Origin of the sequence: Rhodococcus sp. T2V (assembly GCF_029269925.1) — a bacterium.
Taxonomy (GTDB): Bacteria; Actinomycetota; Actinomycetes; order Mycobacteriales; family Mycobacteriaceae; genus Rhodococcus_F; species Rhodococcus_F koreensis.
Map to the genome: position 1 here is coordinate 24,748 of NZ_JARJBD010000061.1, position 19,918 is coordinate 44,665.

The 19,918-nt window shown below is 68.2% G+C and carries 21 protein-coding genes and 1 riboswitch; of the genes, 11 read left to right on the forward strand and 10 right to left on the reverse strand.

The window, feature by feature from the left end:
* Positions 1–149 precede the first annotated feature (149 nt).
* From P3H15_RS36035 to mnhG, 6 genes are read left to right on the forward strand one after another with little or no spacing between them, the layout of a single operon-like run.
* Entirely contained in the window at positions 150–2,981 is a 2,832-nt protein-coding gene (locus P3H15_RS36035) for a Na+/H+ antiporter subunit A (protein WP_276141622.1), read from the forward strand.
* On the forward strand, positions 2,981–3,550 hold the full coding sequence (locus tag P3H15_RS36040) for a Na(+)/H(+) antiporter subunit C (protein ID WP_276141623.1): 570 nt from the start codon (positions 2,981–2,983) through the stop codon (positions 3,548–3,550). Before P3H15_RS36035 ends, P3H15_RS36040 begins: the two co-directional genes overlap by 1 nt.
* Complete coding sequence (locus P3H15_RS36045) at positions 3,547–5,169, forward strand: Na+/H+ antiporter subunit D (protein WP_276141624.1); 1,623 nt, start codon at positions 3,547–3,549, stop codon at positions 5,167–5,169. Before P3H15_RS36040 ends, P3H15_RS36045 begins: the two co-directional genes overlap by 4 nt.
* Positions 5,166–5,738: a Na+/H+ antiporter subunit E gene (locus tag P3H15_RS36050; protein ID WP_012689088.1), complete on the forward strand. Its 573-nt coding sequence runs from the start codon at positions 5,166–5,168 to the stop codon at positions 5,736–5,738. Before P3H15_RS36045 ends, P3H15_RS36050 begins: the two co-directional genes overlap by 4 nt.
* Positions 5,735–5,995 (forward strand): monovalent cation/H+ antiporter complex subunit F, encoded by a 261-nt coding sequence (locus P3H15_RS36055; protein ID WP_005251754.1) that lies wholly within the window; start codon positions 5,735–5,737, stop codon positions 5,993–5,995. The genes P3H15_RS36050 and P3H15_RS36055 overlap by 4 nt, the downstream gene beginning before the upstream one ends.
* Positions 5,992–6,330: a monovalent cation/H(+) antiporter subunit G gene (gene mnhG / locus P3H15_RS36060; RefSeq protein WP_005264391.1), complete on the forward strand. Its 339-nt coding sequence runs from the start codon at positions 5,992–5,994 to the stop codon at positions 6,328–6,330. Before P3H15_RS36055 ends, mnhG begins: the two co-directional genes overlap by 4 nt.
* On the opposite strand, the gene P3H15_RS36065 is transcribed toward mnhG, so the two are convergent.
* The 5 genes from P3H15_RS36065 to P3H15_RS36085 form a co-directional block, all read right to left on the reverse strand.
* Positions 6,299–7,582, reverse strand: a complete 1,284-nt coding sequence (locus P3H15_RS36065) for a phosphatase PAP2 family protein (RefSeq protein ID WP_276141651.1) — start codon at positions 7,580–7,582, stop codon at positions 6,299–6,301. The two genes, mnhG and P3H15_RS36065, sit on opposite strands and share 32 nt — an antisense overlap.
* Positions 7,583–7,700: 118 nt before the next feature.
* Positions 7,701–8,825: a glutamate--cysteine ligase gene (locus P3H15_RS36070; protein WP_095862474.1), complete on the reverse strand. Its 1,125-nt coding sequence runs from the start codon at positions 8,823–8,825 to the stop codon at positions 7,701–7,703.
* A gap of 75 nt (positions 8,826–8,900) precedes the next feature.
* Positions 8,901–9,602 (reverse strand): superoxide dismutase family protein, encoded by a 702-nt coding sequence (locus P3H15_RS36075; RefSeq protein ID WP_276141625.1) that lies wholly within the window; start codon positions 9,600–9,602, stop codon positions 8,901–8,903.
* A gap of 73 nt (positions 9,603–9,675) precedes the next feature.
* Positions 9,676–10,224 carry a LytR C-terminal domain-containing protein gene (locus P3H15_RS36080; protein ID WP_276141626.1) on the reverse strand — a complete coding sequence of 183 codons (549 nt, stop codon included), beginning with the start codon at positions 10,222–10,224 and terminating at the stop codon, positions 9,676–9,678.
* Between the two features lie 24 nt (positions 10,225–10,248).
* Positions 10,249–10,587 carry a DUF3263 domain-containing protein gene (locus P3H15_RS36085; protein ID WP_072948479.1) on the reverse strand — a complete coding sequence of 113 codons (339 nt, stop codon included), beginning with the start codon at positions 10,585–10,587 and terminating at the stop codon, positions 10,249–10,251.
* A gap of 178 nt (positions 10,588–10,765) precedes the next feature.
* On the opposite strand from P3H15_RS36085, the gene P3H15_RS36090 reads away from it, so the two are divergent.
* The 3 genes from P3H15_RS36090 to P3H15_RS36100 are packed head-to-tail and all read left to right on the forward strand — an operon-like array spanning position 10,766 to position 13,149.
* Positions 10,766–11,356, forward strand: coding sequence for a peptide deformylase (locus P3H15_RS36090; protein ID WP_276141627.1), 591 nt, complete (start codon positions 10,766–10,768; stop codon positions 11,354–11,356).
* Entirely contained in the window at positions 11,346–12,311 is a 966-nt protein-coding gene (locus tag P3H15_RS36095; protein WP_276141628.1) for an N-acetyltransferase, read from the forward strand. The genes P3H15_RS36090 and P3H15_RS36095 overlap by 11 nt, the downstream gene beginning before the upstream one ends.
* Before the next feature lie 34 nt (positions 12,312–12,345).
* On the forward strand, positions 12,346–13,149 hold the full coding sequence (locus P3H15_RS36100; protein WP_072948485.1) for an exodeoxyribonuclease III: 804 nt from the start codon (positions 12,346–12,348) through the stop codon (positions 13,147–13,149).
* Here P3H15_RS36100 and P3H15_RS36105 read toward each other — a convergent pair.
* The 3 genes from P3H15_RS36105 to P3H15_RS36115 all read right to left on the reverse strand — a co-directional run bounded on the left by P3H15_RS36105 (position 13,116) and on the right by P3H15_RS36115 (position 14,768).
* Positions 13,116–13,793, reverse strand: a complete 678-nt coding sequence (locus tag P3H15_RS36105) for a hypothetical protein (protein WP_276141629.1) — start codon at positions 13,791–13,793, stop codon at positions 13,116–13,118. The two genes, P3H15_RS36100 and P3H15_RS36105, sit on opposite strands and share 34 nt — an antisense overlap.
* Before the next feature lie 92 nt (positions 13,794–13,885).
* Complete coding sequence (locus P3H15_RS36110; protein WP_276141630.1) at positions 13,886–14,290, reverse strand: GNAT family N-acetyltransferase; 405 nt, start codon at positions 14,288–14,290, stop codon at positions 13,886–13,888.
* 100 nt (positions 14,291–14,390) lie between these two features.
* Entirely contained in the window at positions 14,391–14,768 is a 378-nt protein-coding gene (locus P3H15_RS36115; protein WP_276141631.1) for a GNAT family N-acetyltransferase, read from the reverse strand.
* 135 nt (positions 14,769–14,903) lie between these two features.
* Positions 14,904–15,012: riboswitch (TPP riboswitch) on the forward strand.
* Between P3H15_RS36115 and thiC the strand changes: the two genes are divergently transcribed.
* A complete protein-coding gene (thiC, locus tag P3H15_RS36120) occupies positions 15,005–16,651 on the forward strand; it encodes a phosphomethylpyrimidine synthase ThiC (RefSeq protein ID WP_276141632.1) in 1,647 nt (548 codons plus the stop codon). (Overlaps the previous riboswitch by 8 nt.)
* A gap of 10 nt (positions 16,652–16,661) precedes the next feature.
* Positions 16,662–17,507 (forward strand): bifunctional hydroxymethylpyrimidine kinase/phosphomethylpyrimidine kinase, encoded by an 846-nt coding sequence (gene thiD, locus P3H15_RS36125; RefSeq protein ID WP_276141633.1) that lies wholly within the window; start codon positions 16,662–16,664, stop codon positions 17,505–17,507.
* 32 nt (positions 17,508–17,539) lie between these two features.
* Here thiD and P3H15_RS36130 read toward each other — a convergent pair whose 3' ends face one another.
* Both P3H15_RS36130 and P3H15_RS36135 read right to left on the reverse strand, forming a co-directional pair.
* Positions 17,540–18,394, reverse strand: a complete 855-nt coding sequence (locus P3H15_RS36130) for an adenylate/guanylate cyclase domain-containing protein (RefSeq protein WP_276141634.1) — start codon at positions 18,392–18,394, stop codon at positions 17,540–17,542.
* Positions 18,395–18,446: 52 nt separating this feature from the next.
* On the reverse strand, positions 18,447–19,901 hold the full coding sequence (locus tag P3H15_RS36135) for a M20/M25/M40 family metallo-hydrolase (RefSeq protein ID WP_276141635.1): 1,455 nt from the start codon (positions 19,899–19,901) through the stop codon (positions 18,447–18,449).
* Between the last annotated feature and the right edge of the window lie 17 nt (positions 19,902–19,918).

Here is a 19,918-nt window from a genome sequence, read left to right on the forward strand (position 1 = left end):
TAGTCCGATTTGCCGCGATTGTGGGTCCGAATAACCGACCCAGTAGGATGTACACGTAGCCCAGTTCGCTAGCTAAGCGAACGGTCTACACGACTCGGTTCGTTTCGTTCCGACACCCCGCCGCCCGCTGACCCCCGACGGAGTGCCTTTTGCTTGCTGTTCTGCTCGCCCATGCCGTTGCCGCCGTTCTGGCTCCGCTTGTGGTGCGCCAGTTCGGCCGCAACGGTTTCTATCCCCTCTCCCTCGTCCCGCTGGTGTCACTCGGATGGGTGATCGCGAACTGGGGCACGGTGCAGACCGTGTCCGTCGAATGGGCTCCGGGCCTGTCGATGGACCTCGACTTCTGGTTCGATCCGCTCGCCGCGATCATGTCGGTGCTGGTGCTGGGCATCGGCACGCTGATCCTGGTCTACTGCGCCCGCTACTTCACCGACGACGAACCCCGTCTCGGCATCTTCGCCGCCGAGATGGTGGCGTTCGCCGGGGCCATGTTCGGGCTCGTCGCGAGCGACAACATGTTGCTGCTGTACACCTTCTGGGAGCTGACGACGGTCCTGTCGTTCCTGCTGGTCGGGCATTACGCCGAACGCGCCTCGAGCCGCCGCGCCGCGACGCAGGCCCTGCTCGTCACGACCGCGGGTGGTCTGGCGATGCTCGTCGGCATCATCATCCTCGGCCAGGTCGGGGGCACGTACAACCTGTCCGAACTGATCGAGGTCGCACCTCGCGGCTGGCTCGCCGGTGTCGGTGTCGTGCTGGTCCTCATCGGTGCGCTGTCGAAGTCGGCGATCGTCCCGCTGCACTTCTGGTTGCCCGGCGCGATGGCGGCCCCGACCCCGGTCAGCGGCTATCTGCATGCCGCCGCGATGGTGAAGGCCGGTATCTATCTCGTGGCCAGGTTGTCGCCGGGTTTCGCCGACGCGGCGCCCTGGCGGTTCACGATCGTCACGCTCGGCCTGCTGACGATGGTCCTCGCCGGGTGGCGGGCGATGCGCGCGTTCGACCTCAAACTGGTGCTCGCGTTCGGCACCGTCAGCCAGCTCGGCTTCATGATGGTGCTGGTCGGTCTCGGCACCCGCGACGCCGCGCTCGCCGGCATGACGATGGTCGTCGCGCACGCGATGTTCAAGGCGGCACTGTTCATGGTGGTCGGCATCATCGACCACACGACGGGGACCCGCGACATCCGCAAACTCGCGCACCTCGGCAATCGTGCGCCGGCGCTGATGGTGTTCGCCGCGCTGGCCGCGGCCAGCATGGCCGGGCTTCCGCCGTTCCTCGGGTTCGTCGGCAAGGAGGCCGCATTCGACTCACTGCTGAGCACGACCGTCCTCGCCGACCCGGCGCGGATCGCCACCGTCGGCGTCGTCGTGCTGGGTTCGATTCTCACGCTCGCCTACAGCGTGCGCTTCATGTGGGGTGCCTTCGGCCGCAAGCGGCTAGCGCGGCCGAGCCCGGCCGTGCAGGGCATGCACGCGCCCGGGCCCTTGTTCCTCGCCGCACCCGCCGTCCTCGCGGTGCTGAGTCTGGCGGCGGGACTGGCGGCGCCGCAGCTCGAGAAGCTGCTGACGCCGTACTCGCGCACCCTGCCCGCGGAGGCCGCCACCGACTACCACCTCGCGCTGTGGCACGGCGTCAACACGGCGCTGCTGCTGACGCTGCTCGTCTTCGCCCTCGGCACCGCGCTCTTCGTGGCGCAGCGCTGGGTCAACCGGTTGCGGTTCGAGCACCCGCCGCTCGGCAACGCCGACCGCATCTACGACGCGACGCTGCGCGGCATGGACGCCCTGTCGATGCGGTTGACCGGTGCCACCCAGCGCGGTTCGCTACCGCTGACCCAGGCGACCATCCTCGGGACCCTGGTGCTGGTGCCGCTGGTGCTGCTCGTCGTCGGCACCGACACCGGCGCCGACGTGCGCCTGTGGGATTCGCCGGTGCAGTTCGTGATCGGGCTGATGATGGTCGCGGCCGCGCTCGCCGCAACCGTGATGCGCAACCGTCTGGCCAGCGTGATCCTCGTCGGTCTCAGCGGCTACGGCTGCGGTGTGCTGTTCGCTCTCCACGGCGCCCCCGACCTCGCGCTCACCCAGTTCCTGGTGGAGACACTGACGCTCGTCATCTTCGTCCTCGTGTTCCGGAAACTGCCCGCCGAGGTGGACGAGCGCCGGGCGATCGGATTCAAGATTCCGCGGGCGCTGCTGGCGGTCGCGGTCGGTGCCACCATCACCACGATCGGCGCGTACGCCATCAACGCGCGGAACTCGGTGCCGATCTACGAGCGACTCCCCGACGCGGCGTACTACCTCGGCAACGGCAAGAACGTTGTCAACGTCCTGCTCGTCGACATCCGCGCCTGGGACACGCTCGGCGAGATCTCGGTGCTGCTCGTCGCGGCCACCGGTGTCGCGAGCCTGGTGTTCCGGAACCGCCGCTTCGGCAGCGCACCCCGGGTGGCCGACGCCCCCGCGGTCATGGCCGAGTCTTCGGCCTCGCATTCCGAGACGACGTGGCTGCTCGGCGGCGACCTCATCGATCCGAAACACCGGTCACTGGTCCTCGAGGTGACGACCCGGCTGATCTTCCCGACCATCATGGTGCTGTCGGTGTACTTCTTCTTCGCCGGTCACAACGCGCCCGGCGGCGGTTTCGCCGGCGGCCTCACCGCCGGTCTGGCGCTGGTCCTGCGGTATCTCGCGGGCGGGCGGTACGAACTCGGCGAGACGGTCCCGATCGACGCGGGCAAGATCCTGGGGCTCGGGCTCACCCTCGCCGCAGGCACCGCGCTGGCGTCGCTGTTCCTCGGTGCCCCCGCGCTGTCCTCCGCGGTGTTCGAGGTGACGCTGCCGGTGTTCGGTCACGTCAAAATGGTCACCGCCCTGTTCTTCGACCTGGGTGTGTACCTCATCGTGGTCGGACTCGTACTCGACGTACTCCGCAGTCTCGGGGCACGTCTCGACGCACAGGTCGAGGTGAACCAGTAATGAGCGCCAACCTCGGATTTCTCGTCATCATCGGCGTCCTCGTATCGGCCGGCGTCTATCTGCTCATCGAACGCAGCATCACCCGCATGCTGCTGGGACTGCTGCTGTTCGGCAACGGCATCAACCTTCTCATCCTCACGTCCGGTGGGCGGGACGGCAATCCGCCCATCGTGGGCCGCGAGTCGATTCACGAGTCGATGGCCGACCCGCTGGCTCAGGCGATGATCCTGACGGCGATCGTCATCACGATGGGCATCGCCGGTTTCGTGCTCGCGCTCGCGTACCGGTCGTTCAAGATCACCACGCAGGACGCCGTCGAGAACGACCCCGAGGACACCAAGGTCCTGCGGCGCCGGTCCCCCGCCGAGGCCCCGGACCGCGACCGCTCCGACGACCCGGTCACCGGCGAGCCGAGTTTCAGCGGCGACGCCTTCGACAAGGACGGAAACCCCATTCCCCTGGACGAACTGAAGAACCTCGAAGACCTCGAATGCTACGAAGACCTGCACGACGGTGACTTCGACGACGACGAGGACATCGACAAGGCTGGGATCGGGGAGAAGTCGTGACCATTTCCCCGCACGTCATCACGGCGCTCGCGCCGCTGCCCGTCCTCGTCCCGATGCTCGCCGCCGCGGCCACGCTGGTGCTCGGACGGCGTCCGCGGGCCCAGCGGATCATCACGCTCGTCGCGTTGATCGGCGTCCTCGTCGTGTCGGGACTGCTGCTGTTCCTCGCCGACCGCGACGGCACGACGGCCGTTCAGGTGGGCGGCTGGGACTCGCCGATCGGCATCACGCTGGTGGTCGACCGGCTGTCCGCGATGATGCTGGTGGTCTCGTCCATCGTGCTGCTCGCCGTCATGGCGTACGCCGTGGGTCAGGGTATCCGCGACGGCAGCGAGGACCAGCCCGTCTCGATCTTCCTGCCCACATATCTGGCGCTGACGGCGGGCATCTCCAACGCGTTCCTCGCCGGCGACCTGTTCAACCTGTACGTCGGTTTCGAGGTGCTCCTCGCCGCCAGTTTCGTGCTGCTGACACTGGGCGCGAGCGCCGACCGCGTCCGCGCGGGTGTGTCGTACGTGATGGTGTCGATGGTGTCCTCGCTGATCTTCCTGGCGGGCATCGCGTTCGCCTACGCGGCCACCGGCACCCTCAACCTCGCCGACATGGCCACCCGCCTCGACGGCATCCCGTCCGGCACCCGCACCGCCATCTTCGGCGTGCTGCTCGTCGCGTTCGGCATCAAGGCCGCGGTGTTCCCGCTGTCGACGTGGCTGCCGGACTCCTACCCCACCGCGCCGGCCCCGGTCACCGCCGTGTTCGCCGGCCTCCTCACCAAGGTGGGTGTGTACGCGATCATCCGCGCGCACACGCTGCTCTTCCCCGAGGGCGAACTCGACAACGTGCTGATGGTGTGCGGCCTGCTGACGATGCTCGTCGGTATCCTCGGTGCGATCGCGCAGAGCGACATCAAACGTCTGCTGTCCTTCACCCTGGTCAGCCACATCGGGTACATGGTGTTCGGTGTCGCGCTGTCCACGCAGTCGGGGCTCTCGGGTGCCATCTACTACGTCGCCCACCACATCCTCGTGCAGACCACCTTGTTCCTGGTGGTCGGTCTGATCGAACGCCAGGCCGGGTCCTCGTCGCTGCGGCGTCTCGGCGGGCTCGCCGCGGCCAGCCCCGTCCTGGCCATCGTGTTCCTCATTCCGGCCCTCAACCTCGGCGGCATTCCCCCGTTCTCCGGGTTCATCGGCAAGGTCGCGTTGTTGCAGGCCGGCTCGTCGGACGCGAGCGTGCTGGCGTGGACTCTCGTCGCAGGCGGAACCGTCACCAGCCTCCTCACCCTGTACGTCGTCGCACGCGTGTGGACCAAGGCGTTCTGGCGGGCCCGCGCCGACGCCCCCGAGGGCGACCTCGCGGACGTCAGCCCGTCGGCGCTGCTCGACGAGTCCGAGGCCGACATCGCGTTCGACGACCGCGCCGACGTGGGCCGGATCCCCGCAATGATGCTGATCCCCACCGTCGCCCTCGTCGCCGTCGGGCTGGCGATGACGGTGTTCGCCGGCCAGATCATCCAGATCAGCGATCGCGCGGCGAGCGATCTGCAGAACCGGTCGATCTACATCGACGCCGTCCTCGGCGGTCACCCCGGCGGCGAAGCGCAGGAGGCACCGCGATGAAACGCGAGAGAATTCTCCAGTTCGGCGCGTTGCTGTGGCTGATGTCGGTGTGGATCCTGTTGTGGGGCAACGTCAGCTGGGGCAACATCCTCGGCGGACTCGCCGTCGGCGCGATCATCATGGTGCTCATGCCGCTGCCGCGGGTGCCGGTGGAGGGCCGGGTGCATGTCCTGCCGCTGCTGCGGCTGGCGGTGATGTTCGTGTACTACTCGCTCCAGTCGAGCCTCCAGATCGCGTGGCTCGCACTCCGGCCCGGGCCGCCGCCCGTCACCGGCGTCCTGCGGTACCAGCTGGGGATCAAGTCGGACCTCGTGCTGACCCTCTGCATCGACGTGCTGAACCTCATCCCCGGGACCATGGTTCTCGAGATCGACCAGGTCCGGCGGATCGTCTACGTCCACGTCCTGGACATGGGCTCGCAGAAGGCGGTCAGCCAGTTCTACCGCACGGTCGCGCAGCTGGAGCGGTTGTTCATCGAGGCGTTCGAACGGGACTCCGACTGGAAACCGAGCCCCTGGCACAACCGCGACCAGCAGTACGACGACCCCGCTCAGGAGGGCAGCTCATGACAGTCGTATCGGTCATATCCGGAATCATCCTGGTCGTTGCCGGGGTGCTGACGACGTTCCGGCTGCTCGACGGTCCGAACTCGCTAGATCGTCTCGTCGCCCTCGACACCCTGATCGCCCTCGCGATGTGCGGGCTCGCCGTGTGGGCGGCGTACACCGGCGACACGACGATCGTGCCCGCCATCGTCGCGTTGTCGCTGGTGGGGTTCATCGGCTCGGTGTCGGTGGCCCGGTTCCGGGTGAGTGACAAGTCGTGACCACCGTGCTGAACGTCATCGGGGCCACCCTCATGCTGTGCGGGTCGTTGCTCGCACTGACGGCCGCCATCGCCATCGTCCGCTTCCCGGACACCCTGCGCCGCATGCACGCCGCCACCAAACCGCAGGTGGTCGGTCTCATCATGGTGCTCGCGGGCGCAGTCCTCGAACTGCGCGGCAACGTCGACATCTGGATGCTGATCCTCGTCGGCATCTTCACCCTGTTCACCGCGCCGGTCATCGCGCACAGCGTCGGCCGGGTGGCGTACCGGGAGCAGCGCGATCAGGACGGGCTGCTGATGATCAACGAGTTGGAGCCACCAGAACGTCCGTGACCGCCGCCTTCGCGCCGTTGCCCCACCGGGCGAGCGCGGTGTCGGGCCGGGCGAAGAACGTCGCATAGAAGCCGAGACTCATCGCGGCAAGGGCGCCGAGAACGAGCGGTCCGGACATCTCCGGGAATCGGCCCATCGGCACCGCGAGGTAGCGGTAGCTGAGCAGCAGTCCCGTCAGCACCAGCACGCCACCGCCGACGAGACGGACCCGGAACCAGCCCCACCCGCGTTCGGGGTCGCGGAGCGCGGACTCGACGGTCAGGCACAGGACAGCTCCGGCGACCAGGTCGACGCCGTAGTGGTAGCCGAACCCGAGGGTCGCGGTCAGTGTGCACACCAGCCAGAACGTGCCGCCGAGCCGCAGCCACCACGCGCCCTGCCGGGAATGGATGAACAGCGCGAGTGCCCACGCCGTGTGCAGGCTCGGCATGCAGTTGCGCGGGGTCGTCGAATCGAACGACAGGGGTTCGGGCGCGAAGTCGGGTGCCGGGACGAGGTTCGGCCAGTAGTCGCCGACCTGGAACCCCTGCCCTTCGGTGCCGAACGCGAAGATCGGACCGACCACGGGGAACAGCACGTAGAAGATGGGACCGACGAGACCGATCAGTAGGAACGTGCGCACCAGGTAGTGCGAGGGCCATCCGTTCCGAAGCTGGTAGACGGCCACCGCGATGGCCGCGACGGGCAGTTCGATGTAGACCCAGTGCAGGATGCCGTATCCGACGGGACCGAGCGCGTCGACGAACTGCCCCATGTGCCACGACGGGCTTCCCAGCGCGTGATCCGCGAGCTGGGCGAACTCGTCGAGGACCATCGGCCCGGCCATGATCGTGACCTGCAGCCAGGCGTCGCCGAACTTGGTCGCGAGAATCAGCAGCGCACCCAGCCCGACACCCTTCAGGGCGCTGCGCCGCTCCTCACCCGTCCACCGGACCGCGGCGTGGACACCGACCGCCGTCAGAACCCACGTCGCGCCGTTACCCACGGTCAGCGGGCCACCCGACAGGTAGCGCACAGCCGCGACCACCACGTCGATGCCCGCCGCCGCGGACAGCGCCACGACCCGTTGCCGGTTGCTGAGCCCGACCATCGCGAGCGCGAGGCCGGCCCACGGAACGGACGCCGACTTGGGGGTCAGGACGTAGTCGCGGAACAGGCTCTCCAGCGGCCCCTGGAAACCCTGGACGGACGCGACCGCCTGGACCACGACCAGCAGGATCGCGACACCGAGCGCCCCGACCGCGACGAACATGCGGGAACGATCGACGGGCCCACCCGGCCGTACAACGGCAACATCGTCGATCGACACCCGCCAAGTGTAAACAACACGTGAACGGCAGGTGGACGAGTATCCTGCCCGAGACCGGCTTTCAGGTCCCGAGCTCCTTCACCAGCGCATCGACGACGGCCACCAGGTCACCGCCGGTCGCCTCCGCGACCTGACGTTGCCGCTGGTAGGAGGCGCCGCGGCGGGGAATCTCCGCCACAGCGGCCAATTCGTCCGCGCAGCCGAGACGCACGGCGGTCGGCGCCAGCTTCTCCAGCAGGTCGTTCAGGTCGTCGGTGACGAGTCGCTCGTTGCTGTCCTCGTCGAGAATGATCTCGGCGTCGAGCCCATACCGCGCGGCCCGCCACTTGTTTTCCTTCACGTGCCACGGCTGCAGGTTCGGCAGGTTCTCGCCCGCCTCGAAACGCCGGTCCAGGTCGACGATCAGGCAGTGCACGAGCGCGACGAGAGAACTGAGTTCGGCGCGGGTGGAGATACCGTCGAAGACGCGGACCTCGATGGTGCCCCACCGCGGCGCGGGCCGGATGTCCCAGTGCATCCCGCCGATCTTGGTGATCACCCCGGTCTTCATCTGGTCACTGATGAAATCCTCGTACTGCGCCCAGTTCGCGAACTGGTACGGCAGCCCCGCGGTGGGAAGTTGCTGGAACATCAGGGCGCGATTGCTCGCGTACCCCGTGTTGACGCCCGCCCACATCGGTGACGACGCGGACAGCGCGAGCAGATGCGGGTACCGCTGCAACAGCGCGTTGAGGATCGGGAACACCTTCTGCGGCGAGGACACACCCACGTGGACGTGCACACCCCAGATCAGCATCTGTCGGCCCCACCACTGCGTGCGCTCGATCAGCTCGTCGTAATCCGGTGTCCGCGTGACCAATTGGGTCGACCACTGCGCGAACGGGTGCGTTCCGGCGCAGATGAGATCGACCCCGAGCGGGTTCGCCGCCCGCCGCAGCAGGTCGAGCGACTCGTCGAGGTCGTCCATCGCCTCACCGACGGTGGAGTGGATGCCGGTGACGAGTTCGACGGTGTTGCGCAGCAACTCCTTGGTGATCCGCGGATCCTCCGGACCCGCGAGATTCGCGACCGCGTCGAACACCTCCGCGGCCGTGTTGGAGAGATCCCGCGTGACCCTGTCGACCAGCGCGATCTCCCACTCGACACCCAGTGTCGGCCGCGGCGAACCGGGAAAGGGAACTACCACGGTTTCGATCCAACCACAGGCCGCGGCCCGCGGCAGCGCGCCGACACCCCGGCCGCAGCCGGGGTGTCACGCGACTCAGCTGGCGCCGATGACACCGCAGGCCACACGAGAGCCTGCGTCACCGGTGTTCAGGGTTTCCTGATCGGGAGCGGGTGCGTAACGGGTGGGGATGTTCGCGAAATTATCGGGACCCGAGTGGATCATGACCGCGGTGCCGCTGTCGCCGTTCTTCAGGTCCTCGACCGTGAAGGCGTCGGTGGTGGTGACCAACTCGGCGGTGCCGTCCTCCAGCACCTGCAGCGAGGTGAGGTCGCCGCTCGCGGGATGCCCCGAGTGGCCCGCGGCCTGGAAGTGCCCGCCCGCGGACAGGAAGTTTCCGGGCGCACCACCGGTCGGTGCCACGGAGTTCGTCTCACACTTTCCGACGGAGTGCACGTGGAATCCGTGGAATCCGGGCGTCTGATCCTTGACGGACACGGTGACCTCGACGTGGCTTCCCGACTGCTTGAACGTGGCGGTACCCACGTTCACGCCCTCCGCGTTCTTCAGCGTCGCGGTGAGCGCGCCGCTCTCCGCGTGTTCGCCCGAACCGCTCTCGGCATCGCCGGGAACGCCTGCGGCACTGGGATCGGCGGCGCCGGTCCAGACGGGAGGAGTGGTGCCGGGAACGTCGGACGGCTCCTCGTTGTTACTGCAGGCGGTCAGTCCGAGTGCCGCAATGGCCACCACCGGGGTGACAATGCGCCAGGACATCCGACGGGTAGAACTCGAGGCCATCAAACCGCTCCTTTGAGGTGGCGAAGAAGTGCACCTGATCATAACCGCGGCGCCGATGCACCGACCGTCCGGTCTACTGCGCGGAAGTGACGATGACGACCACACCGGCAGACGAATTCGCGATTCCCGGGAACTTCGGCTCGGCCGACACTCCGAGTTGCGCCGCGATCTCGGTGGCCGCTTCCTTCTCCGCGGCGGAAGTCCCGTAGTACACGGTGGTTTCGGAAATGGTGCCGTCGCTGTAGTTGCCGGTCTCCGACACCGTCCATCCCGAGGACATCAGTTCGGTGGCGGTCTGGCTCGCGAGACCCGTGACGTTGCTGTTGTTGAGCACCCGCACCGGCACCGACGCTGCGTCGGCGGCCTTCGTGGTACTGGACGCACCGGACGTCGTGCTCGCCGCGGAAGCCGAGGTGCCTCCCGCCGCTCCGGCGGCCGTCGTCGGACGGGCGGCGGTGGTCGTGGCAGCCGCCGAGGTCGTGACGGTGGCTGCGGTCTCCTCCGAGTCCGAACCTCCGAGGGAGGCGAACCCGAGACCCGCGAAGAGAATCGCGAGGGCGATCAGCACCATCGCGAGGGCACGTAACGGCGGGCCGGACGATTCGGGTTTCGGAGTACTCACGATGTCGACCTTAGCGACCGGGTGCTACGTGACGTCGAACCCGAGGCGACGGGCCGCGCGGGCCTTCTGCCTGCTCGCGCGCAGCCGTCGTAGGCGCTTCACGAGCATCGGGTCGGCTGCGAGTGCCTCCGGCCGGTCCACCAGCGCGTTGAGCACCTGGTAGTACCGGGTGGCAGACATGTCGAACAGCTCTTTGATCGCTTCTTCCTTCGCGCCGGCGTACTTCCACCATTGGCGCTCGAAGGACAGGATGTCGTGCTCCCGACGCGAGAGACCGTCGTCGACGACGTCGTCGACCCCCACGGAAGTGTCGCTGTCGGTGCGCTCGGACTGGTTCCGACTACGCGCTGTTGCGCCGTCCATCTCACTCCTCGACTACTAGCTCTCGCTCGACGTCAGCGAAACCACGTTCCCCCGGCTCCTCGATCGCGTGGCCGACCGAGCAACGAATTACACAGCTGTACTTCAGCGACCATTCAACCACGACGAACCCCGCGGGCAGTGCGAACGGCTCGGGCGCGCCGCACTATCCTTGACGACCATGGCCATCCTCCCCATCCGGATCGTGGGCGACCCGGTATTGCACGAACCGACCGAGACGGTGTCCCAGTCACCTGCGGAACTCGCAGACATCATCGCCGACATGTACGACACGATGGACGCCGCCAACGGCGTCGGGCTCGCCGCCAACCAGGTCGGCCTGCCGATGCGGTTGTTCGTCTACGACTGCCCGGACGTCGACGAGAACGGAAAGCCGTTCCGCCGCCGGGGCTGCGTCGTCAACCCGGTCCTCGAGACGTCGGAACGCCCCGAGACCATGCCGGACCCGGACGACGACGTCGAGGGCTGCCTGTCGGTTCCCGGCGAGCAGTTCCCCACCGGCCGGGCCGAGTGGGCGAAGGTCACAGGCACCGACGCCGACGGCAACGCCGTCGAGATCGAGGGACGCGACTTCTTCGCGCGCATGCTGCAGCACGAGGTCGGTCACCTCGACGGTTTCCTCTACGTCGACATGCTCGTCGGCCGTAACGCACGCGCCGCCAAGAAGACCATCAAGCGCGCCGGCTGGGGAGTTCCCGGGCTCAGCTGGGTGCCGGGAACGGTCGAAGACCCGTTCGGGCATGACGACTGACATTCCGCTCGGAAGCCGGGTGGTGCTGCGCTACCAGCTGCCGCCCGGGTCCAGCCATCCGATGACCGACGTCATCGGGGTGCTCGAGAGCATCGAGCCGGTCGTGGTCGTCCGCGACGCGGCCGGCTCCGCGATCGAAGTGGAGCCGGAGCGGGTGGTCGCGCTGAAGGCGGTCCCCGCACGACCGGTGCGGGCGAGCGAGATCCGGTCCCTCGAACTGGCCTCCGCCGACGGCTGGCCGGGTATCGAGCACGCATGGATCGACGGCTGGCTCGCCCGGTACGGCCACGGCTTCACCGGACGCGCCAACTCGGCTGCGCCGCTCAGCGACCGCGGGACGATCGGGAGTCTCGACGACCCCTCCCCCGGCGGCACGCTCGACCGCCTGCGCGAGTGGTACGCCGAACGGGACCGTCCGCTGCGACTGCTGATCCCCGACCGCCTGGGCGAGGTGCCGCTGGGCTGGAACGTCAGCGACGAAGTGGTCGTGATGGCCGCCGACGTCGACAACCTGGCGCTGCCCGAGGGTCCGCGGACGACGACGGTCACCGATCACCCGGATTCGGACTGGCTCGCCCTGTACCGCTACCGCGGGTCCGCGCTGCCCGACTTCGCGGTCGACGTGCTGAACGCGGTCCGTGGCGGGACGCTCGGCTTCGGCCGGATCGGCGCCGCCGACTCGACGCTCCTCGCCGTCGCCCGCGGATCCGTCACGACCGCGCCCGACGACCGCCGCTGGGTCGGGCTCACCGCGGTCGAGGTGGCGCAGGCCCACCGCCGCCGCGGAATCGGCAGCCTGATCTGCGGCGACATGATCAATTGGGGACGCGAGCACGGCGCGACCCACGCGTGCCTGCAGGTCGCCGTCGAGAACGAGGGCGCGCAGGCGATGTACCGCAACGTCGGCTTCGTGGCGCACCACCGGTACCGTTACGCCACCGAACCCGGCGACTGAAAATCTGTCGGAGCGTGCCGCTAGGGTGGCTGCCGTGCGCATCGCAACCTGGAACGTGAACTCTGTTCGTGCCCGTACCGACCGGATCCTGGACTGGCTCCAGCGGTCCGACGTCGACGTGCTGGCGATGCAGGAAACCAAGTGCAAGGACGAGCAATTCCCGTACGAGCGGTTCCGCGAACTGGGGTACGAGGTCGCGCACGTGGGCCTCAGCCAGTGGAACGGTGTCGCCATTGCGTCCCGTGTCGGTCTCGACGACGTGCAGATCGGCTTCGAGGATCAGCCCGGGTTCCACAAGGACCCGGAGGTCGCGCCCGCGCAGGAAGCCCGCGCCATTGGCGCCACCTGCAACGGCGTCCGCATCTGGAGCCTGTACGTCCCCAACGGCCGTGAGCTCGCCGATCCGCACTACACGTACAAGCTGGAGTGGCTGGCGAAGCTGCACACGGATGCGGTCGGATGGCTGGACCGGAATCCGGACGCGCAGATCGCGCTGGTCGGCGACTGGAACGTCGCGCCCACCGACGAGGACGTCTGGGATCCGGCGCTGTTCGAGGGCAAGACCCACACGTCCGTCCCCGAGCGCGAGGCCTTCCAGGCGTTCGTCGAATCGGGATTCGCCGATGTCGTCCGGCCGCACACCCCCGGCCCGGGTGTCTACACCTACTGGGACTACACCCAGCTGCGGTTCCCGAAGAAGCAGGGAATGCGCATCGACTTCGTGCTCGGGTCGCCCGCCCTCGCGGGCCGTGTCGACAAGGCCGAGATCGACCGCAACGAACGCAAGGGCAAGGGTGCCAGCGATCACGCGCCGGTCATCGTCGACCTCGGCGACTGAGAACGCAGCAACCCGAGACTCACGACCGCACAACCGAACCCGATGAGTACTCCGTGCGCGATGCGCAGCGGGGCGTCGGCGTAGAACTGCGGGATGAACAGTGCGAACCCCACTGCCATCGGAATGCCCGACCAGCCGGCGAGTAGCCGGGCGCGGGCGATGGCCACGGCGGCCGCCGCCGCGCCGACCGCGACGAGGAGCAGGCCGGTGGCGAACAGCGCCGCCTGCGCCGCTCCCATCCGCACGCTCTCGGCGAGGGCGGTGACGGCACCGTCGTCCAGGCCGCTGTCGCCGAGGGTGTGCAGCGCGAACGTTTCGGCCCCGTAGTACGGCAGGGTCAGTCCGATGCCGATCCACGACGCCGCCACCGCGACCACGCCCACCCGCCTGCCGGCCGTCCCCTCCAGCAGGCCGGCGAGCGGAACGAGCGCAAGTGCGAATGCGATGAATCCGCCGACGGCGGCGAGGTGGGCGACGAGCCACCACGGTGAGGCGAATTCCGCCCGCCCGTCCGGCGCCCCGCCCGCCGCGTACGGACGCACCACGGGGTAGACGACGAACAGCGCACCCGCGAGGACGAACAGCGCTGCGGCGGAGATCCGTGCGATCCCGGGACGACCGTCGATCCGATCCGACACCACCATGACACGCCTCCGATTGTGAGCACCGCTCTCTATACAGAGCAGTATTCACCACGAATCGACGTCCAGCAAGAGCAGTGCTCTCGGAAGTCGTTCTAGTCGGCGACCAGGATGTCGAGGTGCTCCGGGTTCAGCGCCACGTAGCGCCGGACGTACGTGCAGATGGGACGCACCTTCCAGCCCCGCCGGCGCGCCGAACCCAGCGCCTCGCCCACGAGGACCGCAGCGAGGCCGCGGCCACCGAAGTCTTCCACGATCACCGTGTGCATGAACGCGACCACCTCGCCAGGCTCGGCGGCGAACCCGGGGATGTCGTCCTCGTCGCGATAGCCGAGAATGCCGACCAGCTCGTCCCCCAGCCACAGGTCGAATCGTTCGTGGGCGGGGTTGTCGAGTACGCGAGTATCAGGGGCCGTGATGCCAGCATCAGTGGCCGTGATGCCAGCATCAGTGGCCGTGATGCTCCCCGACGGCTCGGAACCGTCCGAAATGTGATCCATGCCACTCATGGAATCAGTTCACGAGCACCGTCGCGATCCGAATCACCGGCCCCGGAATCGTTTCGTTGCCGACGAGTGGTCGATTCGTGTCCCGACCGCGTCAGGCGTCCACCGGAACCATGAGGTCGCGGTAGTCGGGATGCCCCGCGACGAAGCGCTGCACGTACGTGCAGACGGGCCGGACCTTCCAGCCGTACCCGCGGGCGAGGTCGAGGGAGCGGCCCACCATGAGCGCGGCGAGTCCGCGGTGACCGAAGTCCTCCACGATCACCGTATGCATGAACGAGACGACCGGGGCCTGACGCCCCCGACTCCTCGGGCCCGGCGGCCGGGCCACCACTCCCGCACCCGCACCCGGTGGGGTGTCCGCGAGGGCGAAGTATCCGAGGATGCCGACCAGGTCACCACTCAGTCGGAGTTCGAATCGGTTCTGATCGGCGTTGTCGATCACGTCCACAACCTGCGCGTCCGTCAGCATGGCTATCTCCTGGGGGTATGTGTCGTAATCGAAATGTGATGTTCATCACCCTTTATACCGATGCACGGAACCGCTGTCCAAGTTTCCCCCGAATGTTCACTCTCAGAGATCTCTCGGTTACAGTCTCCGGGACAACTACACATCCACGGGGGCTCGCACCAGCGGGCTGAGAGGACGGCTAGGGGCCGTCGACCGTCGAACCTGTCCGGGTAATGCCGGCGTAGGGAGCATCATCGATGAGCACAACCATATCTACAGCCACGTCCGTCACCACGGGACCGATCCAGGGCAGCACCAAGCAGTACCTGCTGTCGGGCGACGACGTCCGGGTGCCGGTCCGGCGCGTACACCTCACCAACGGTGAGCACCTCGACGTGTACGACACGTCGGGCCCGTACACCGACGCGGACGCCACGATCGACCTGGACGCGGGGCTTCCGCACCTGCGGGCGTCGTGGATCGCCGACCGGGCGGGCACCCAACTCGACGCCGCCCGCGCCGGAACCGTCACCCCCGAGATGCGGTATTGCGCTGCACGAGAGGGTGTTTCACCAGAGACGGTGCGCGCCGAGGTCGCGGCAGGTCGCGCCGTGATCCCGGCCAACCGCTGCCACCCCGAACTCGAGCCGATGATCATCGGCAAGGCGTTCGCGGTCAAGATCAACGCGAACATCGGCAACAGCGCGGTGACGTCGTCGATCGCGGAAGAGGTCGAGAAGATGGTGTGGGCGACGCGGTGGGGCGCGGACACCATCATGGACCTGTCCACCGGCAAGAACATTCACGAGACCCGGGAATGGATCCTGCGCAATTCGCCGGTACCCGTGGGCACCGTGCCGATCTATCAGGCGCTGGAGAAGGTCAACGGCGATCCGACCGCGCTCACGTGGGAGATCTACCGCGACACCGTGATCGAGCAATGCGAGCAGGGCGTCGACTACATGACGGTCCACGCCGGGGTGCTGCTCCGCTACATTCCGCTGACCGCGCGCCGGGTCACCGGCATCGTCTCCCGCGGCGGTTCGATCATGGCGGCCTGGTGCCTGGCCCATCATCGGGAATCGTTCCTGTACACCCACTTCGACGAACTCTGCGAAATCCTCCACCGCTACGACGTCACGTTCTCACTGGGTGACGGCCTGCGTCCCGGGTCCATCGCGGACGCCAACGACGAGGCCCAGTTCGCCGAACTCCGCACCCTCGGCGAGCTCACGAAGATCGCGAAATCGCATGGCGTACAGGTGATGATCGAAGGTCCCGGGCACGTGCCGATGCACAAGATCGTCGAGAACGTGCGGCTCGAGGAGGAGTTGTGCGAGGAGGCGCCGTTCTACACGCTCGGACCGCTCGCCACCGACATCGCACCGGCGTACGACCACATCACGTCCGCGATCGGCGCGGCGATGATCGCGCAGGCCGGCACCGCGATGCTCTGCTACGTGACGCCCAAGGAGCACCTGGGACTGCCGAATCGGGACGACGTCAAGACCGGGGTCATCACGTACAAGATCGCGGCGCACGCCGCGGACCTCGCGAAGCAGCATCCGCGGGCGCAGGAGCGGGACGACGCACTGTCGAAGGCCCGGTTCGAGTTCCGCTGGCACGACCAGTTCGCGCTGTCCCTGGACCCGGACACGGCGCGGGAGTTCCACGACGAGACGCTGCCCGCCGAGCCGGCGAAGACGGCCCACTTCTGCTCGATGTGCGGCCCGAAGTTCTGCTCCATGCGGATCTCCGCCGACGTGCGGGAGTACGCGCAGCAGCACGGACTCGATTCGGTCGAAGCCATCGAGGCGGGCATGGCAGAGAAGTCGAGCGAGTTCGTCGACGCAGGTGGCCGCGTGTATCTGCCCGTCGAATCCGTCACCTCAGAGAATCGGTAAGGTCCCCTTCGTGAAGCTGCTGCCCCTGACCCCCGACGGCCAGACCCCCGTCCGCGTCCTCACCATCGCCGGCACCGATTCCGGCGGTGGCGCCGGGATCCAGGCGGACTCGCGGACGATGGCGCTGTGCGGCGTCCACGCATGTGTCGCGGTCGCCGCGGTGACGGTGCAGAACTCGGTGGGGGTCAGCGGCTTCCACGAGATTCCGCCGGAGACGGTGGCCGCGCAGGTGCGGTGCGTCGTCGACGACATCGGGGTCGGGGCAGCGAAGACGGGGATGCTGGCGTCGACGGCCATCATCGAGGCCGTCGCCGCCGTGTGCACCGAGGTCGGGATCGGCCGGGACCACCCGGTCCCGCTGGTCGTCGACCCGGTGTGCGCGTCGATGCACGGCGATCCGCTCCTGCACGCCGAGGCGCTGGACGCCGTGCGGAACACGCTGATCCCGATCGCGACGGTGGTCACCCCGAATCTCGACGAGATCCGGCTGATCACCGGCATCGACGTGGTGGACGACGCGACCGCGCGCCGGGCCGCGGAGGCGCTGCACGCACTCGGCGCGCAGTGGTCGATCGTGAAGGGCGGGCATCTCCGGACGTCGGCGTCGAGCACCGATCTGCTGTTCGACGGCGACCGATTCCTCGAGTTCAGCAGTCCCCGGATCGACACCGGCAACGACCACGGCGGCGGCGACACCCTCGCGGCCGCCATCGCGAGCGCACTCGCCCACGGATGGTCCGTGCCCGACGCCGTGGCGTTCGGCAAGGAGTGGGTCACCAAGTGCCTGGAGGCGTCGTACGACCTGGGTGCCGGTCACGGCCCCGTCTCCCCCCTGTGGCGCCTGCGGCACCCGTGAGTACTTGTTAACGTCCGGCGGTTAACAAGTACTCACGGGCGGCGGAGCCGCAACCGCCAGATACCGAGGTCGGACGGCACTCCGTTGGGGGCGGGGGCGAAGAACGCGCGCCGCCACGGCTTGACCCCGACCCCCAGTTCGTCGAGGGTGCCCGGCTGCAGGCTCGACAGCGTGGCGGACGACGCCATCACGTTGCCGTCGCCGCCGAGTTCCATCATGCGGGCCGCGATGGTCACGTCGACACCGAGCCAGTCGCTGCCGATCTGCCGGGGCGAACCGGTGTGGAGGCCGACGCGCATGCGGGGGCGGTAGCCGTCCACCTCGACGTCCGCGAGGGCTGCCTGCGCGGCGAAGACGGCGTCGATCGCGCGGTCGGGGCTGGAGAAGACGGCCATCACACCGTCGCCGAGTCGTTTGACCACATGCCCGCCCCGGTCGACGATGGGGGATTCGACGGCCCGGGCGACGGCGCGCAGCAGGGCGAGCGTGGCGCTGTCACCGGCGGGCAGCGACCAACTGGAGAACCCGACGAGGTCGGTGAACACGATGGTCACCTCCTGTGTTCCGCGGCCGCGTCCGGTGCGCTCGAGCAGTGCCTGCCACACCTGCAGCGCGCCGAGGCTCATCTCGCGGGACGCGCCCGGCTGGTGGTCGAGGAAGCGGTCGGCGACGCGGGCGATGGCCCGCGCGCTTCCGGGGCCCGCCGTCGACAGTGGGTCGCCGAACGCGGGATCGCCGGGGAGCGCGCGACGAACCCTCCGCAGCCCCTCGATCAGCTGCGGCTGCCGGTTGACCGATCCCACCCAGCCCAGCACCTTGTCGCCCCGTTTCGGCGTCTGCGCAGCGCCGAGCTCGGCACTGCTCTCTTCGGCGGGGTCGTCGCTCACGAGAGTAAGAGTAACTCAGCGTCACATGCACAAACCCGTGACGAATCGGACATCACTCGGTGGCCCGCGCCTTCTCCCGGTCCGCACCGATGGGGACTCCGTTCGGACCCGCGAGCGACTCCGCGTACACCCCGACGGCATACGCGACCGCGGCGGCATTCTTGGCGAGCGCGGCACGGTCCACGTTCTCGAGGGTATCGGTGGCGCTGTGGTAGTTCTTGTCGTACACGACACCCGGGGTGCCGCCCCACTTCTGCGCCTGCTCGGGGGTCTTCGTCTCGTCGGCGCCGCTGAACACCCCGCCCGAGGGGATGCCGTGCTCGATGAACGGACCGTAGTCGGATCGGCCGTCGAAGTCCGTGCCGTCCGCGGCGATGCCGTCGCCCTGCAGGAACTCGGTGAAGGTGCGCTCGATGCCCGCGGACCCCTCGGGTCCGGGCCCCTCACCGACGTTGTCGGAGTTGTCGCCGTCGTAGGCCAGGTAGCCGGCGTTCTCGGAACCGAGCATGTCGAAGTTCAGGTACAGCGCGATGTCGTTCCGCTGCTCCTCGCTGAGGCTGTCGACGTACGCCTCCGATCCGAGCAGACCCAATTCCTCGGCGCCCCAGAACGCGAAGCGCACGGCGTTGTCGACGTCGGGCGAACCGCCGAGTTGCACGGCCGTTTCGAGGGTCGCGGCGACGCCGGTGCCGTTGTCGTTGATGCCGGGGCCCTCGGGGACGCTGTCCAGATGCGCTCCGACCATCACGACGTTCTCGGTCGAGCCGGTCTTCGTCTGGGCGATGACGTTGCGCGCGGTGCTCGACTCGGTGGTGGTGTCGAGCGTGAGGGTGACGTCGCCCCCCGCCTGTTCGAGCGCGGCGCCGTCCGCCTTGCTCACCCCGCCCGTGGGGACCTTGCCCACGTCCGGGTCGCCGAGGGTGCCGCCGCTCATCGGTCCGTCCTCGTTGTTGACGACGATCACGCCTGCGGCACCGCGTTCGGACGCCACCTGCTGCTTGGCCGCGAACGGGCACACGCCGCGGTTCACGAGGACGATCGCGCCCGTCACGTCGAGGCCGTCGTAATCGGTGACCTCGCATCCCGGACTGTCGTCCTTCGCCGCGGGCACCAGGCGGGCGGTGAGCCCCTGCGGACCGGTCGACGGCGAATACGACAGCGCCCGCACGTCGAAGTCCCGGTCGCCGGACCGCAGGGCCTCCGTTCGCACGTCGAACTTGTGGAAGTCGAATTCCGGGGTCTGAACGTCGAAGCCCTTGTCTTCCAATATCTGTGCGACGTAGTCGACGCTCGCGTCGTAGCCGGACGTTCCGGCCGCGCGGTTGCCGTCGTTGCTCTCGGCGATCGTCTGCAGTTGCTCGAGGTGCCCCACCACACCGCTCTCGGTGACCGAGGCCGCGAGAGCGCTCGCGTCGACCGGCGGCGAATCGGGTTCACTCGTCGACGAGCACCCGGCCAGGATCATCGCAGCGGCCACTCCGACTGTGAAAACTCCCAGTAGTCGCATGTCGGGAGCCTAACGCA

Coding starts and splice junctions, on each gene's coding strand:
- P3H15_RS36110 (WP_276141630.1), bottom strand. CDS start 14,290: ATGGATCACATTTCGGACGGTTCCGAGCCGTCGGGGAGCATCACGGCC.
- P3H15_RS36135 (WP_276141635.1), bottom strand. CDS start 19,901: ATGCGACTACTGGGAGTTTTCACAGTCGGAGTGGCCGCTGCGATGATC.
- P3H15_RS36085 (WP_072948479.1), bottom strand. CDS start 10,587: ATGGACGGCGCAACAGCGCGTAGTCGGAACCAGTCCGAGCGCACCGAC.
- P3H15_RS36115 (WP_276141631.1), bottom strand. CDS start 14,768: ATGCTGACGGACGCGCAGGTTGTGGACGTGATCGACAACGCCGATCAG.
- P3H15_RS36065 (WP_276141651.1), bottom strand. CDS start 7,582: ATGTTCGTCGCGGTCGGGGCGCTCGGTGTCGCGATCCTGCTGGTCGTG.
- P3H15_RS36055 (WP_005251754.1), top strand. CDS start 5,735: ATGACAGTCGTATCGGTCATATCCGGAATCATCCTGGTCGTTGCCGGG.
- P3H15_RS36105 (WP_276141629.1), bottom strand. CDS start 13,793: ATGGTGGTGTCGGATCGGATCGACGGTCGTCCCGGGATCGCACGGATC.
- thiC (WP_276141632.1), top strand. CDS start 15,005: ATGAGCACAACCATATCTACAGCCACGTCCGTCACCACGGGACCGATC.
- P3H15_RS36090 (WP_276141627.1), top strand. CDS start 10,766: ATGGCCATCCTCCCCATCCGGATCGTGGGCGACCCGGTATTGCACGAA.
- P3H15_RS36095 (WP_276141628.1), top strand. CDS start 11,346: ATGACGACTGACATTCCGCTCGGAAGCCGGGTGGTGCTGCGCTACCAG.
- P3H15_RS36075 (WP_276141625.1), bottom strand. CDS start 9,602: ATGGCCTCGAGTTCTACCCGTCGGATGTCCTGGCGCATTGTCACCCCG.
- P3H15_RS36040 (WP_276141623.1), top strand. CDS start 2,981: ATGAGCGCCAACCTCGGATTTCTCGTCATCATCGGCGTCCTCGTATCG.
- P3H15_RS36050 (WP_012689088.1), top strand. CDS start 5,166: ATGAAACGCGAGAGAATTCTCCAGTTCGGCGCGTTGCTGTGGCTGATG.